Source organism: Agrobacterium sp. T29, assembly GCF_006970545.1.
GTDB lineage: Bacteria > Pseudomonadota > Alphaproteobacteria > Rhizobiales > Rhizobiaceae > Agrobacterium > Agrobacterium leguminum.
The window spans coordinates 1,526,311-1,541,197 of the sequence record NZ_CP040640.1; the positions used below are offsets into that span (position 1 = coordinate 1,526,311).

The following is a 14,887-nucleotide window of genomic DNA, read 5'->3' on the forward strand; positions in this document are numbered from 1 at the left end:
TCTACGTGAGAATGGACAACGCGGACACTAGATAAGCCCGTCGGGTTAGGCATCACATGAATTCCGACTTACCTTGCGGGAACCACGTCAACTGCATTGGATCAGTATCAAGGCAGATAAGATGAAGGGTCATTGAAGTCAGCTTCGCAGAACCACGCCGTGGCTGCTAGCGTGGCATATAGAGTCCTGTTCCACCCATTGAGGTCGGAAGAGTTTGTCGTTGCTCCGTCCATCAGGTAGTCCCGAAAATCCGCAGCCTGAAGGCGGCGGAGACTTCGTTTCCGTTGATCAACGACTTTAGCGAGTTCCGCTCCCGCTTGAATTCCAAATCGGCCAGCGAGCTTGTAGTCGACGAAATGGGCGAAGGCTCTCGCCCGTTCTAAAGGCGTCCAGTCCTCCGGCGGGGCTGCGAAATACGATATAGAGACAGGGTCACTTCTATGAAGCTGTCCATGAACCCAACGTTGCTCGAAAAATTTGGCAGCATCAAAATAGGGGTGGAGCGGCTGCTCGTGGGCCTGCGTTCCGAATGAGCTGCTCTTGCCCGTGTTGCAGTCTTTACAGCATGGAACCAAATTCGATGGAAGTACTGAGAACAACGGGAAATTGGCTTTAGGGAGAAAATGATCCAAGGTAGACGTTTGGCCGATTCCCCCACAAAATGGACATCTGCCGTTTGCCCGGACCATGATCTCGTCGTAAACTCGTCGGGCTTCTCCGGAAGACGAGACCATCGCAATAGAGTACAGATCGGTCATGTCTTTCTTTGAGAGAGTCCCCGCAACAATTTGACCTTCATTTCCGCGAGGCACGCGTGGCAATCCGCACCAGGTGAATGCTTGGGAAGCTGCTCCATAGTCCCCAATCGCAGAAACGATATGCTGCTGATTGTCACGGTACTTTTGTTGGTTTACCGCGACGCGAGCTTCCACGATGCAAGACTCGAAAACCTCCAGGGCGACATGGTGAGGTGCAGCTATCCTTCTCATTGCTGGCGTTCGCCGTCCTTGGCGTTGAGTTCCATCGCTCTCAAAATTCCCTTGGCTTCCATCCCGAGCTGACCAGAATAGTTCGCGACAACATCTTCATAACTTTCCCCGCGGTCGACCTCCGCTTGAAGCACTGTGTGAAAGCCGGATTTGGAGACCTCGAGGCCAAAAACCTCGCGCGTCAAAACTCCGACGTTTTCACCGAAAGTTTCTATTGGCGGACGGATTGAGGACAGAGACAGGCGCGAGCGAGTAATGATCGTCACGCACGAACTCGGCACTTCCTGTAGGACCACTGGGGAGTGGGTCGCTATTATGGCTACTCCATTGCGGCTATGGAGTAGCTCGCTGAGCGCTCGCGTGAACGCGGATAGTAATGGTGGATGGAGGTGGCTTTCTGGCTCATCCAGTAGAACAAGGGTTTTTTCGTCCACCCGAGCAACGAGCTTTGTGATCGTGAGCAGCACAATCGCATGGCCTGCGCTCATGCGCTCGACGAACCAATTCGCCTGTAGTTGCCATTGCCCGTCGGGCATTGATGTCAGTTCCCAAAGAGCCATCTGAGCAAAATTTTCATCTGACCCTAAGGTCAAGATCGCCGCGAGCCACCGTTGTCGTTTTCTGGGATCGGCAAAGCACTCCCCCAACGACTTTAGGCACTCCAGCCGAAGCGCAGGAATGGTCTTCAGCGTCTCCGGTCGTTTCTGATCCTTTAACCCGATGTAGGAGTATCGAGTTCCCAGATCAGTGTTCTCACGATCCTGAGGTGGCTCAAAAGGGTCGAAAGCGCTGAATGACACCGAAACGAGATTTGAGAAGAAGTCGCGACCGATTGGGTCGTGCATCCCGAAGGGATCAGCTTGCCGGAAACCACCAAGCGCACCACGGCCGCCCATAATCGAGATTATCATGTCGTTTAGAAGTGTGGTCTTCCCGACCCCATTACGGCCAATCACGGCATGAATGTTCGTGCTAGGTCTCGAATTCGCATGTACTTTGAAATCGATGTTGACCGCCGCGTACTTATCGGTTTGCGGACGTTGGTATACGAAGTCGAAACTGCTTAGAGGCGCATGTCCGTGCAACACACGCTTAAACTGCGCGTTGACGGCAGATATGCCCGTGTACCGAAGAAGCGATACCCTTAATACCTCCTCCTTCTCCGCTCTAGCCATAGCTTGATCATCGCGCGCGATGTCGTTGAGCTGACTCAAATAAGCGGTCCGACAGACATCTGAGACCTTCTCGCTCAACACTCGGTAGTATTCGACGTCCGTTCCAAGGGAGAAATATGCTTCACTCAAGGAAGAGAACTGCGAGGGAAGTGTACTATAGGTGCTTTGGGAGGTCGTCTGTCCAGCAAATCCAATTTTTACAGCACCAAGTTCATGCGCGATTCCGTGTTCGTCAAACAACGTGACATCGAACATCGTTACAAAACTATAGTCATTCCAATGATCAATTCGAAGGAAGGCTTGGTTCACACCTTGAGATGGAACGTCTGAAGCTCTCGAGATTACGGTGAAATACACAGTACGCCCCCCTGTTTAGGTAACTCGTATCACAACCTCTGCGGCAAATCCAAGTCGGTAGTACCGCTAAATTTCAAGGTTCTCGAACCGGAATTCGACCTCAACAGACTTGGCCGGTATCGCTTCGTTGAAGCCTTAGTATCTTGCTAATGTTGCAAACCGGAACGCTTGAACAATGTCGAATTGACGAAGTGATTTGTTGGAAATTGGGTGACAATGACCTTAACAAAATATCGGCGAGCATCGTCGTTCAGGGCAGCCCAATGTCTTGGATCCCCACCGTCGATAAAGCGAGCGGTCTATTGGAGGCAGAACATCTTCTTGTCTGCTTTGCAGGGAATAATGGCTACCAAGCTGCTAAACTGTCTCTCAACCACTTTAGTTTAAACAGTTTCGCAAAATCGGATGGAGCGCATGGCCGACACATCAATCGAGTGGACTGACGCAACTTGGAATCCCGTGGCTGGATGCTCGATCATGAGTGCTGGCTGTACGAACTGCTACGCAATGCGAATGGCGGCTCGTCTCGAGGCAATGGGTCTGGAGAAGTACAAAGGTCTAACGCGCAAAAGTGGCGGTCGCGCGAAATGGACAGGCGATTTGTATCTGGATGAGTCAGCTCTTTTGATACCCGAGACTTGGGCGCGCCCACGCAATGTTTTTGTAAATTCAATGTCTGATCTATTTCATCCGGACGTCCCAGTCGCCTTCATTCGTAAGGTCTGGGATGCGATGGCGCGTTCCAAGCGGCACACTTTCCAAATATTGACGAAGCGTCCAGACCGAATGGCTGCCGTTTTGAATGAGGATTTTGATGTTCTCCCCAACGTCTGGCTTGGTACGAGTGTAGAAGACAATCGAGTTTTACACCGCATTGATGATCTCCGCCGAGTGCCTGCCCGTATTAAGTTTGTGTCCTTTGAACCCTTGATCGGATCAGTATCCGGCGGTGACCTGCAGGGGATTCACTGGGCTATTGTCGGTGGAGAATCCGGGCCCCAAGCGCGGCCTATGGACCCGAAATGGATAGATGAAATTTTTTCCATGTGCGGGGCAGCAAGTACCGCGTTCTTCTTCAAACAATGGGGCGGGAAAAATAAAAAGGCGGCTGGTCGCATTTACCGTCAACGAACCTGGGATGAAATGCCCAGCTTTAGAATATGAGCCGCAATATCAGTTGCCAATTTCACCGCTGCCCTATTTGGGTTGGAGATTGCGAAGAAAAGAGACGCCATTGGTGCACCATTTGGATGGTGTAAACGCATAGGCCTCAAAACGTCGCCCTTGAATACGCTTTTCAGCCGAAGCCTCACCCATTCCTCGATGCGATCCACGGTCACAATTCGTCTTTCATCGAGTCTACCGAACATATCTGTTTGAGGGCCGACCTCATACCAGTCCTTTCGCCAGGCGTCCGTACCAAAAACGCGGTTCAGAGCTGTGATTTTTCCATCATCAAATCGGTCGGCATCCTTAGGGGCATTGCGGTACAATCCCGACAGCGGAAAAAAGTACCAACAGTCCAACGCTTCCGTGTTCGCAATTGCTTCGACTGTTTCCCAAGCGACTTCCATGCCGTAAGGGTCGAGAAAGATTACACCTCGGAGCCTCTTCTCGTCTTGAAATCGTCCACAAATTCTCTGAACAATTTGATTGGCGTCTCCTGCTCGAACCCACGCCCTGTTTCCCGGGTACTCACTAAGCACGCTATTGAGAGCATCAATTTTCACGGGGTCTTTCTCGATTAAGACCACATGGTGGAATCCCGGTTTTGTCTCAAGGGCGATACGGGCACTTCCAGGGGTCGTGACTTCGATAACAGATGGCTCTCCATCACCCATAAACGGCAGAACAGCTCGTGTTTCAGTCCGGCTCCCAGTACCTGCAAAAGCATCGATATAGAGACGATAAAATTTCTTGTTTTGAAGAGCGATCGAATATGCTTCGAGATATCGCCGAAGACAGTCCAGTTTCCGCTCTGTCTCGGAACTTCCAAAATAATGCTTAGTTCCGCTCAAATCGTTCCTCGACATCAAGAATCACCTTCGCGATATTAGACATAGATTTCGCGAATGATCATGCTTAGTCAATGTTCAGAGGATGACGGAACCTAGCTCTTCACGAGACTACCCCACCATTACGGCGCTATAGTCATCCTGTACTATAGACCGTCGATATCCCGTGACTTCAACGGCCCTTCCTTATCCAAGATATCGTCTAGGGATTTCCGCCCTGTTTGTCTGAACGAAACCTCGAACTTGCCATCGGGGACAATGATGTATTGCGACGACGTGCGTGCCGCTTCCAGAAGGCTCGGCAGGTCGGCAGATGCTTCATCGATCGTCCAGGTTCGTGACATCGTCACCGTCTCTCCAATTTTCGAATTACGACTTCTATACTTCGACGTTTACGGAAAACCGGCACATGCCGGTTACGACCTTTGGTGATTCTGTTTACGTCCGAGGGTTTCGAAATGGCAGGCCCCATTTTTTTGCTGGATACGAACATCCTGAGCAATGCCGGTTTGCAACGACCTCCGCCAGGGTTGCGTGCCTGGATGAAAGCCATGGGAGCAGATTCACTCGCCATCTCGTTCCCCGCTATAGCAGAGTTGAGGCGGGGTGCCCATCTGGCCTTGAAGCACGATCCACAAAAAGCGCAACGACTCCACAACTGGATTGATGACATCCTCTCCGTGAACTTCCAGTTCGCCGAACTCACAGCTAAAGCCGCCAATCTCTATGCCGAAATGACCACCGTCGGACCCCTCCGACATCTATATGTGCCAAGTCCAGAGCAGAAGAAGGATAAGATCGGACACGATCTCCTGTTCGCGGCTCTGTCGATCACCCATCAGATGCCGATCGCGTCGTTCAACGTGAAAGATTTCATCCTGATCGACAGGTACTTCCCGTTGCCAGGCGTTTTTCACCCCGTTGAAGTTCATTGGCACGTTCCATGCCACGCTGTGATATCCAACAACGATTACGGAATGACGCCACCTTCATTGCCCGAGTTCGTATCCAGCGGTTTTGGCTTTATGAGGTAGACCGAAGCTCTCGCTCCTTTCTACGGCAGCTCTGACCACCGCGGCGGCCAAACTGCCCTCCCGCAAAAGACCGGCATGAAGATTAAGAAGGGCATCCCTATGTTCTTCGAGCAGGGATTTCGCCCGCCGAAACTCCGCCTGCAATGTTGCCTCGACTGATTTGCTGAGAGCCTTCCGGCGGTGACGGAATGCCGACAATTCACGTGGACTGTCGCCAGGTTCGACAGACAGCGTTTTCCCAAGACCCCACCTCGTTTCCATCATCGTCGCCAGATCAGTTGCCCGATTGAGGTCGGCCGATGGATCGCCACCAGCACCACTACCGAATTCCCCGAACAACACTTCTTCGGCTGCGATACCACCCAGAAGCGTGGCGATCTTGTTTCGGAAATACGTCGAAGTCTTTCGACTGAACAGCCGCTCCTCGAACGCCGTGTAACCCAGGGATCGTGATCGGCTATCAGTCTGAATGGCTTTCTCGATCGAGACCGACACTAACGGATCGGCCTCAAGAAGAACACCCAGAATAGCATGTCCGAGTTCGTGGGCAGCGACGCAGCGCAGTACCGCCATCGGGATCGGCACAACGGGCGGCAATGCCGCGATGAGATCAGTAAGAACCATCTGTCGTTTCGCGCGTCGCGCGTAGCGACGGGCGTCACGGACACACCGTTCGATGTCGGCACCAGACCAGCCGTCGCTTGCCGACACCACGTCGTCTAGCGCTTCGTTGGCAAGGTCTCCTCGGAGGTAGAAACGGTAAATGTCATTGCGTGCCGCTTCATCCGGAAGAGGAATGGCGAAATGGCGTTCCAGGCGGCCTGCCCGAAGAAGCGCCGGATCGATAATCTCCGGGTTGTTCGTCGCACCGATCACGATAACGCCCTCGTGTGACTGTGCGCCGTCCAAAAGCTCCAGAAGGGCGTTGATCACCTGTCGATGGTAGTTGTCGTTGCTACTGCCTGTTCTGTCGTCGCGGCTGGTGAAACTATCGAATTCATCAATCAGAAGGATCGACGGTGCCTGCCGCGCAGCCTCGGCAAATGCCTTGCGCATTGCCTTCAGCATATCGCCGAGGTGACCCGTCGCCTGCCATCTAGCTGCCGACCCGAGGATCAGGGGAACGTTACAGGTTCTTGCCAGAGCTGCCGCATAGGACGTCTTGCCCGACCCCGGAGGACCCGAAAGCAGGACGCCGCGATCGACGGCGTCCCACCCAAGGTCACCCGCTTTCCATGCGGCCAGGTCTTCGGCAAGTTCGAGGCCCCAGGCTTTAGCCTCACCGTATCCGGATAGGTCGTGCAAGGTCGGCCCCGTCGACGAGGGGTCAGAGGGACGCTTTCCTTCCTCGATATGAGGATACCGACGGAGACGTCCGATGCTCGCAGCCACGGATCGTCCGCGCCGCCAACCGAGTTCGACCCGTTTGGGAGATTGCTTCGCCAAAAAATCGGCATCGGAACTCGTGATAGTCCCGAGCCTCATCCGCTGCGCCGCGATCCGATAATCGTTCGGAGTCGGTGGGGCCAAAGAGACCACGATATCAGCGACGATGCGGACCTCGTCAGACAGAAGGTCTTCGTCTTGAAGGAGAATGATCGCTCGCTTGAGCTCTCGCAGTTTTCTGAACGCCTGGAAATCGTCGGCAAGTTCAGTCTCTTCGCCGATGACGAGAACGTAGTTGTTGCCATGCTCGCCACCAACCGGAACGGTCCCCTCAAGCAACCATTTGGCGGCCATCTTGTGGGCATGGATGTCTGCCTTCGGCGGCATGACGAAAGCTGCCACGAACGACGATCGCCTTTTCAGGAACTGGCGGATCGACCTCGACATTGCGATGATGGCTAGATGAGTCGGCAGGGTAAGCTCGTATTTCGAGCTCTGGAACGGATCGCGATTGGCGATCAGGTTATCGCTATAAGACTGCATGTATGCCTCGGAACACTGGGAATGATGATGACGATTACGGGCGGTCAGGTCCGTATCCGCCGCACCATTGTCTCGGGGCCGAGTAATTCCGTATCGAGATCGACTTCGACGAAACCGCGCAAGATCATCTGGGCCAGTCCGGCAACTGGCTTGGTTTCGGTAAAAACTGTCAGGCATTCGGCAATCGTCAGATTGCCGTGCTCTTCCAAGACGGCGAGTAACCGCAAACGGTCACCGAGCGCTAGAACCGTACCGCCATACCTAAGCAGGTCTTTGGCATTCTGAAGACGCGGACCATCGTAGACTTCATCGGTGACCAGGCGTCGATATCTGACGCCATGATTTTGGGCTGCGGCCTCGATCCTGCCTACGTCGACCGGCATCACCCTGTCGGACGCATCGACTAACAAGCGCCCGCCATCATCGTCTAGGATACCAAAATCAGGGACATGGACACCAACACCATAATCGAGCGAGAGCGGCATGCAGTTCCATGACGTGATCGATGGGTTGAAGTCGAACAGACATGCAGCATCACGCGCCGCCTGTGATCGGAAGACTGGTGGACCATCACATTTGACAGTAGCCGCTGGATGGAATGTTCGGATGGAAGCTGAATTACGGTTTGCGCGAAGCATCTTCGCGCGCTGTGCGATACCCATTCGGAGACCTCGACAAAAATGGTTGATCGTCGCCGTGGGGAACACGGCAAGCGGAGATCAACCTATTCGTATGAGGCGGGTAAGATTTTTCATGCGAGAACAATTAGAGAACAAATTTGGCAATGTCAACTTCTAACAATGACTTAGGTGAAAATGTCAAACAATATCCTAGTCGCTCTTGGGAAGAAGGTTCACGCCTCCGGCCAAACGCAATCATTTACAAGCGTGCCTGCCCCGAACACGAGGCATACCTATTTGAACCGAAATCCGAACAATCCGCCGCGATCAGTATCATCCAGCCTAACGTTCATGATTTTTGACTTTACGTCAAAGTCATCGTCGAAAGGCAGGCGATCAAACATGTCGGTGTTCAGCATAACAATGTACTGTCCACCGACATCGTCAACGAGACCAGACCCAAGTTGGATGGCGGTGGCGATCTGCCTACTATCTACAGGATCGAAGAGGTGGCTGTCGTGGATGAGGAAGCCTGGACCGCCGAGGCGTGCCGTTGTCAGTTTATAGAGCGCGTAATCGAAGCAGAAGATTTCCATGTTGGCGATACCGCCACTGCGGGAACCGTCGATATTCACCCTGAAGTGCGGCCCGTTCACAGTAGCCTGAACCTCAAAGGACGCGCCTCTGTCGGCGTATAGAGCCTTCTTTGCTTCCATCACGGCAAGCACCATGGCGCTTACGGTCGCCTCACGGGTTCGCAGGTCATTCTGCAGGCGGGCTAGAAGGTTGCTCTCCTGGATTTTCCTTGCTGCGCGACCCGCCTCGACCTCAAGAGCCTCTTCGTATTGGGTCTGAAGCCGAGCATGTTTTTCGGACTTCTCGGCGGCTACCTTCTGCATGGCAGCCAGATCGCTGAACGCTCCCTTTCCCTTGAGGTCGCGAAGGATTTCATCCCTGCGCGCACGGGCAGTATTCATCTCAACCGTTACCGCGGAGATGCGGCGGCGGATCGCATCCAACTGAGAGGAAAGGTGGAAGCGCCGATTGTCCGCCACCGACTGATGGAAGTCGGCTATGTCCTCGAAAGACTTCACCACACTACCTGGCAGTTCCGTGCCTACCGCTCGGTACAACGCCGCGATTGCCTCGCCATCCCCGGGTTTTTCCGCTTCAAGACTCTCCTCGATAAAATCCAGCGAACTCTTGAGCGAGGCAGCTTCGACACTAAGCTTTTCGAGCAAGTTTTTGGCTTGCGATGCCTCCGCGATCATTTCCTCGTAATGTTCCGCAACCTGGAAGGAGGCAATCCGCGCTCGTTGGACTTCGGCTTCGTGCGCTGCAAGTGTCATCGCTGATTGGATTGCCGATGACGTGTCCAAATTTTCGGAACGTCGCGCCTTTATCCTCTTCCTCTGAGCAGCCAGATCGCGCTTTTCCCCGCGCTCCAGTTCAAAATCCCGGGCGAGAAGCCAATCCAGGCCGAGTAGATAGGAGAGAGCAATCTGCGCACTGCCATCGGTCTGGTTTTTGGCGGCGAATTTTTCGGGATATTGAAAGCCAATGTCGTCGCGACGCCGGGCAAAGTATGGAAACATCGATCGGAAGGTAGGGGCGTGCGGCAGGTTGAAAGGAGTGCCGACAGTGTTCGCGGGGAGTCCGAAAACGATATGACCCAACCAGTCACACCATGCTTGATTTGTTGCCGTCGCATTACCCAGTAGATCGCCCTCGTAGACCAGACCGCGCATGTCACTTGCAACTACCTGAACGCTCTTGGGATCGGAAACTCGCCGTTCGACGCGAAATGTTATCCCATTGATGTCAAACTCGCCCCAGAACGAGTGTTCGTGCAGTGCTTGGGCCTTGACCACGGAGTTGCGGATTGAGCCGCCGAGGAGAAAATGGATCAGTTCTAAGACGCTGGATTTCCCCGAACTGTTGCGGGTCTTAGTCTCTTCCGAATTTGTCTCCTGCTCGGCGAGGAGGATGTTCAGGCCCTTGTGAAAATTGAGAGTTTTGAACCCCTCGATCGAACTGCCTAGAGCGATAATCATTGCTTGGCCCCGGACACAATCGCCAGAAGTCCGTTGCGCATATCGAGCGTGCCGATAGCATACAGGAGGGTTATGGCGAGCAAAAACCAATCATACGTCAGGGGCGCGGCATTAGGTGTTCTCGACGCGGTGACGCGTTCCCAAACCTCACTGACTGATCGCGGCGTTTCGGTAAGGACTTTGATGATCTCGGCTCCGACAACGATCAGTGAGCGATCGGCGGTAAGGTATTTAGTCGGCAAGATCATAAATTTCGTCCTGATTGGCTTCCTGCCGAGTTTCTTCAAAAATGACGCACGATTCAAAAAGGTCCGCGAGAATTGTCATAGCGGCAAACTCCCTCAGATCGTCGTCGAGATTTCTGACGTTTCCGGCCAACAATGCTTTCATCGTGTTTAGAATTTGACTCGATGTCATCCCCTCATGCTTCAATTCTTCGTACCGGAGACGAAAAAAAGAAGGGAGCAACAAACTTTGCTTTTCTCCGCCGAGGCGACGCATGACCGCTCTCGAAATTGGGGAGAACATCAGAAAATATTCAAACTGATACGTCCAATGTCTGGAGATGTTGTTCAGCGTGAGCTTATCTCGTGGCACCCGGGAACGACTCGTGTAGGTCTCCATAATCGGCTTGATTTCCTCCATCAACGCCGAAATGAGGTTGTTAACCGCAGCAGGAAGGCGGGCCAGCATCAAATCATCTTGAGCACGTACACCGAGAACCGCAGCGCGATCCTCCTCGGTCATTTTCTTCAGCAGTTGCCGAAAGCTATGCAAGCCGAAGAACCCGGCTTCAACGTTGATCTTTGCCGCACGCGTCTTGATCTGCTCAAGAGAGTCTACTAGCGGCCGAGAAACGCCATCAACCAGATTGTGCGCGAAAAACCATCTCTCCATCGAAGGCGTGGTCTCACACGCGCGATTGAAGTCTGCGGTCATTTTTTTGCAGACCCGGGCGGCATTGATCACATGACCGTTTTCAGCACCATAACACTGGAATACATCGTTCCCGAGTGCACCGTCCATGCCCCCGTCACCCTGTGAGCCGTGGGGTTTGACAGGGGTGAAACCATCCCCGTGCACTCGTAGCATGAAATCATTGAACAGCGCTTGAAATCCGTCGCCGTGGGTCATCCTAAGCTTTGCACCGAGTAGGAATTCCCAGTATCCGCCCTTATCTACCTCCATAATCCAAGACCCCGAATCGCCATCCCTAACTGTGACCATAGGTTGTCAGGGAATGGTTTGCACATCGTTATCGAGGTGAAACAAGGTCGAATAAGAGCTGGACGCGGCAGCTTCTGCCTTGTCGGAGGAAATCGGTGAACGTTGCCGACAAGTCCCTATAAGAGATTTGCAGGCTCCCATTAACCAAGATCAACGATGTGCACCAATCCGGGGCACAAAATGCCCCAATCCGGCTCTGATACTCTATGCAACGCCGAAAAAATCGGTATTGGGAAATAACTGACCTAAGGAGCCAGGCATGAACGAGATAGGCATACGAACAAAGTGATCATTCGGACGGATCATCCCGTCTGGAAGCACCGTATGTCGTCATCGTGTTCGAGCCTAAGGAGGGCTTCATGCATTTTGCACGTCAGGTTTCCAAACATATCGCGCTTCATAAGGCAGGTCTCGGCTTCCTGAGCATGCCTCCAATCCAGCCTTGCACCTTCAGTTATGCCAACCGCAAGGCGGAGAACGGCACGTCCGATTCCGGGGACTCTGGTATAACGCGGCATCATCGTCGGAACGACGACTGAAACCAAGTTCTGGAACGAACCGGTAGCCGAACGCGCCGTGCGAAAGCCTCCGGCTACGCACGCCAAGACTTTGCGCGGTTTCTCAATCTTCAAGGAAACGGTCGTCTATCACGAGAGCGACCTCGAGCGCCGGGTTTCTAAGGTCATCCAGCTCCGCAAGGACGTGAAGGCCATCTACTCGCAATTCCCGGTGCTGCTGTATCGCGATGCCGACGGAGTGTGGCGAGAGCATATCTGTGACTTCTGCGTGGTTTTCAACGACGGCGAGATTGTAGCCGTCGCGGTGAAACACGCCCGCAAGTCGGATGCAATGGCGGACCTGCTGAAGCGTATCAAGGCGGAAGGCTTCCTCCGGAAGAACCGGAACGGCTCGACGACGCCTGGCGCGGTTCACGACATCCGTCTCATGACCGAACGGGAGGCGACATACGGTGCTTATGAAAACGCCGAACGCATCCTGCGCGCCCGTCGAATGCGTGTCGACGCCGAATACGACCGAGCTTTTGAAGCCGTCCAGAAGTTTCATGGCCCCTTTCGCTTCGGTGAACTTCTCCGTGGGGGCGAGAACCGGGCGGCTCGTCGCACGGCGCTCCTGTTGCTGATCGATGAGTGTGTCCTTCTGACGGAGACACCCGGCCGGATCGACGATCTGACCATGCTGATGGTCCGCCGATAACCCCAACCCATCACCCCGACTTCCGATCGCCCTACAAGGAGCCTGCGATGCTGACTGACTTCCACAAGCCGAGCCTCTTCCACCACGCCATCGTCCGGATGCGCCATGCGGACCGCTTCACCGAAAGCGACGTCAACTGGAAACCCAAGAAACGAGACGCCGAGGGGTGGACCTTTAGCAACGAGGCGAACGCCAGCGACGAACGCTTCTTGGTGCATGGCGAGGTCTATTCGAAACTCGTCGGCGGAGCCGCCAAAATCCGCTATGGCTACAACGATCCTGAAAACCAGCGTCTGCGCGCGATTTTCGGCGACAACACGTTCTCAGACGTTGTCGGTAAGCGCCGCGATCTCGCGCTGTTTCGTGAGAAGCTCATCAAGCGTTTCGATGCAGAATGGCTGACGCTCGGCAAAAAGCCGCGATGGTCGAAGGAGAAGTTCGAGGCGAAGCTCAGAGCCTGGCGCAGGGAAATCATCGCCGAGATGCTAGGTCTCGATGACGAGGACGCTGACGTCCGCGCCGACGCGATGGTCGAAGTAAAGACCTTTCCGACGCCGTCGGTGAAGACGTTCCGGCGCGACTACAAGCGTTATCACGCCTGCGGCGGCGAAGTCCTCGGGATCGTCCACCGCCATCATGGTCCTGGCCTGCACCTTCGCAAGGTTGACGCGGATTCAACGGCATTCGCCCACAAGCAAGCCCTCAACTACATGACGGACCGCAAGCCCACGATGGCTAAGGTCTACCGTGACTATCTGGCCGCACTGGAGAAGGTGAACGCAGAGCGCGCCACACCGCTCCTGAAGGTCACGCGTCACAAGTTCGAGACGATGATCTCCAAGTTCGACGAGTTCGACAAATGGGACGGCCGCCACGGTCGTGCCTCGGCGCTCAAGCGCTTCGGGATGTCGAAGAGAGGAGGCATCCCCGCGTTGTTCGTCGGCGAGCGCATGAGATCGACTTCTGGAACGTCGATCTCATGACCCTGTTCGTTGAAACCGGGATGTGGGACATCCTTCCGCCATCGTATAAAGAGGCGGTGGTCGGTAAGCGCATCTGGTTCGTGGCGGCAATTGATGTTGCCACGCGCTACATTCTTGCGTTCAGGGCGAGCGTCAACCCGAACGCCGTTTCGGCAGCGGCGGCCATCCGTATGATCATGTCCGAGAAGCGGCACATTTCTGACTTCGTCGGGGCGGAGACGCCGTGGATTGGAATGGTCCAGCCGCGCAACATCTTCAGCGACAATGGCAAGGAATTCGCCAACGCGCTTGTCGAAGGCATCATGCGCGCGGCGAAGATCACCTTTAACCGGCCCCAGGCGGGCAATCCTAAAGCTCGTCCCTTCATCGAGAGCCTGTTCCACTCCATCGGGCCGCTGATCGCGTCGTTCTTCGACGGCAGAACGTTCGGGTCGATCGCCGAGAAGGGTGACTACAATCCGGAACATCGGATCAGCCTGCAGGTCGACGAGATGATCCAGCTCTTCACCCTGGCAATCTGCGACATCTACCACAACAAGCCGCACAGTGGCCTTGGTGGGGCGTCTCCGCATAACGCCTGGGTCAGGGCGACCCAGGAACATGACATCGAGTTCCCGAGCCAAGACCCCGAATTCATGCTGCATGTCTTCGGTACGAAGTTCAAACGCCGCATCGGACAATACGGCATCCCATTCATGGGCATCCCGTACGCCAACGAGGAACTGCATCGTCAGCGCACCAAGTTCGGACAGATGGAGTTCGAGATCAAGGTTGATCCCGAAAACCTCGAACACATTGCGGTTCGCGGCGACAAGGGCTGGTTCGTCGTCGAGAACAAGGTCGGTATCGCGCGCAACCTGACGCTGGCCGAGTGGATTGTCGCCCGCGCTGACCTGCGGACGCAACACGCCGCGGAGGCGGAGGCAGGTCTGGCGGCGATGTACCGTACCATCAACCGTCTCGCCGAGAGCGGCAGGGCAGCGGCGCTGCGTGCGAACCTTACCCCGCGCAACATGACGGCCGAACACTATGAGGCCCTCGAGGCTGAACTGTTCGGCGCGTGGGTCGCCGTGAAGGCGGCGGACACGCCGACCCTGACGCAAGCCTTCGCGCTTCCCGCGGACCCTCTCCGCGAGGGATCGGTATCCGATTCCCGTCTGATCCCCGAATTCCACGTCGAACGCGAACGCGATGCGCGGAAGAAGAAGCGTGCCGCCGCCGTTGACCAGACGCCGACCGAGACGCCCACACCCACCGAAACCACTGACAACTACTACGAGGAGTACTGA

Annotated in this window: 13 protein-coding genes; 5 read left to right on the forward strand and 8 right to left on the reverse strand. The window is 54.7% G+C overall.

All coding sequences use genetic code 11. The annotated features are described in order from the left end of the window. Positions 1–107 precede the first annotated feature (107 nt). Together FGF54_RS07760 and FGF54_RS07765 are read right to left on the reverse strand one after the other, a co-directional pair. Entirely contained in the window at positions 108–932 is an 825-nt protein-coding gene (locus FGF54_RS07760; RefSeq protein WP_142779359.1) for an HNH endonuclease, read from the reverse strand. A gap of 53 nt (positions 933–985) precedes the next feature. After that, a complete protein-coding gene (locus FGF54_RS07765; RefSeq protein WP_210247412.1) occupies positions 986–2,521 on the reverse strand; it encodes an AAA family ATPase in 1,536 nt (511 codons plus the stop codon). A gap of 414 nt (positions 2,522–2,935) precedes the next feature. Here FGF54_RS07765 and FGF54_RS07770 point away from each other — a divergent pair, with 414 nt between their 5' ends. Then, complete coding sequence (locus tag FGF54_RS07770; RefSeq protein ID WP_142779360.1) at positions 2,936–3,685, forward strand: DUF5131 family protein; 750 nt, start codon at positions 2,936–2,938, stop codon at positions 3,683–3,685. Here FGF54_RS07770 and FGF54_RS07775 read toward each other — a convergent pair. After that, positions 3,646–4,554, reverse strand: a complete 909-nt coding sequence (locus tag FGF54_RS07775) for a three-Cys-motif partner protein TcmP (protein ID WP_142779361.1) — start codon at positions 4,552–4,554, stop codon at positions 3,646–3,648. The genes FGF54_RS07770 and FGF54_RS07775 overlap by 40 nt on opposite strands. 440 nt (positions 4,555–4,994) lie before the next feature. Between FGF54_RS07775 and FGF54_RS07780 the strand changes: the two genes are divergently transcribed. Further along, positions 4,995–5,570: a type II toxin-antitoxin system VapC family toxin gene (locus tag FGF54_RS07780; protein ID WP_142779362.1), complete on the forward strand. Its 576-nt coding sequence runs from the start codon at positions 4,995–4,997 to the stop codon at positions 5,568–5,570. On the opposite strand, the gene FGF54_RS07785 is transcribed toward FGF54_RS07780, so the two are convergent. From FGF54_RS07785 to FGF54_RS07805, 5 genes are all read right to left on the reverse strand, one after another. Then, the gene (locus tag FGF54_RS07785) at positions 5,526–7,499 is read right to left on the reverse strand and encodes an AAA family ATPase (RefSeq protein WP_142779363.1); all 1,974 of its coding nucleotides are present in this window, start codon (positions 7,497–7,499) and stop codon (positions 5,526–5,528) included. The genes FGF54_RS07780 and FGF54_RS07785 overlap by 45 nt on opposite strands. Before the next feature lie 44 nt (positions 7,500–7,543). Continuing rightward, positions 7,544–8,161, reverse strand: a complete 618-nt coding sequence (locus FGF54_RS07790; protein ID WP_142779364.1) for a hypothetical protein — start codon at positions 8,159–8,161, stop codon at positions 7,544–7,546. A 251-nt stretch (positions 8,162–8,412) separates the two neighbouring features. Beyond that, the gene (locus tag FGF54_RS07795) at positions 8,413–10,173 is read right to left on the reverse strand and encodes a DUF2326 domain-containing protein (protein ID WP_246666931.1); all 1,761 of its coding nucleotides are present in this window, start codon (positions 10,171–10,173) and stop codon (positions 8,413–8,415) included. Next, positions 10,170–10,421, reverse strand: coding sequence for an ABC-three component system middle component 6 (locus FGF54_RS07800; RefSeq protein WP_142779365.1), 252 nt, complete (start codon positions 10,419–10,421; stop codon positions 10,170–10,172). The genes FGF54_RS07795 and FGF54_RS07800 overlap by 4 nt, the downstream gene beginning before the upstream one ends. Then, positions 10,405–11,361, reverse strand: a complete 957-nt coding sequence (locus FGF54_RS07805; RefSeq protein WP_142779366.1) for an ABC-three component system protein — start codon at positions 11,359–11,361, stop codon at positions 10,405–10,407. The genes FGF54_RS07800 and FGF54_RS07805 overlap by 17 nt, the downstream gene beginning before the upstream one ends. A 648-nt stretch (positions 11,362–12,009) precedes the next feature. Between FGF54_RS07805 and FGF54_RS07810 the strand changes: the two genes are divergently transcribed. The 3 genes from FGF54_RS07810 to FGF54_RS27500 are packed head-to-tail and all read left to right on the forward strand — an operon-like array spanning position 12,010 to position 14,887. Next, positions 12,010–12,615, forward strand: a complete 606-nt coding sequence (locus tag FGF54_RS07810; protein WP_246666932.1) for a hypothetical protein — start codon at positions 12,010–12,012, stop codon at positions 12,613–12,615. A 47-nt stretch (positions 12,616–12,662) separates the two neighbouring features. Then, positions 12,663–13,598, forward strand: coding sequence for a hypothetical protein (locus tag FGF54_RS27495; protein WP_246666933.1), 936 nt, complete (start codon positions 12,663–12,665; stop codon positions 13,596–13,598). Next, positions 13,595–14,887 (forward strand): Mu transposase C-terminal domain-containing protein, encoded by a 1,293-nt coding sequence (locus FGF54_RS27500; RefSeq protein ID WP_246666934.1) that lies wholly within the window; start codon positions 13,595–13,597, stop codon positions 14,885–14,887. Before FGF54_RS27495 ends, FGF54_RS27500 begins: the two co-directional genes overlap by 4 nt.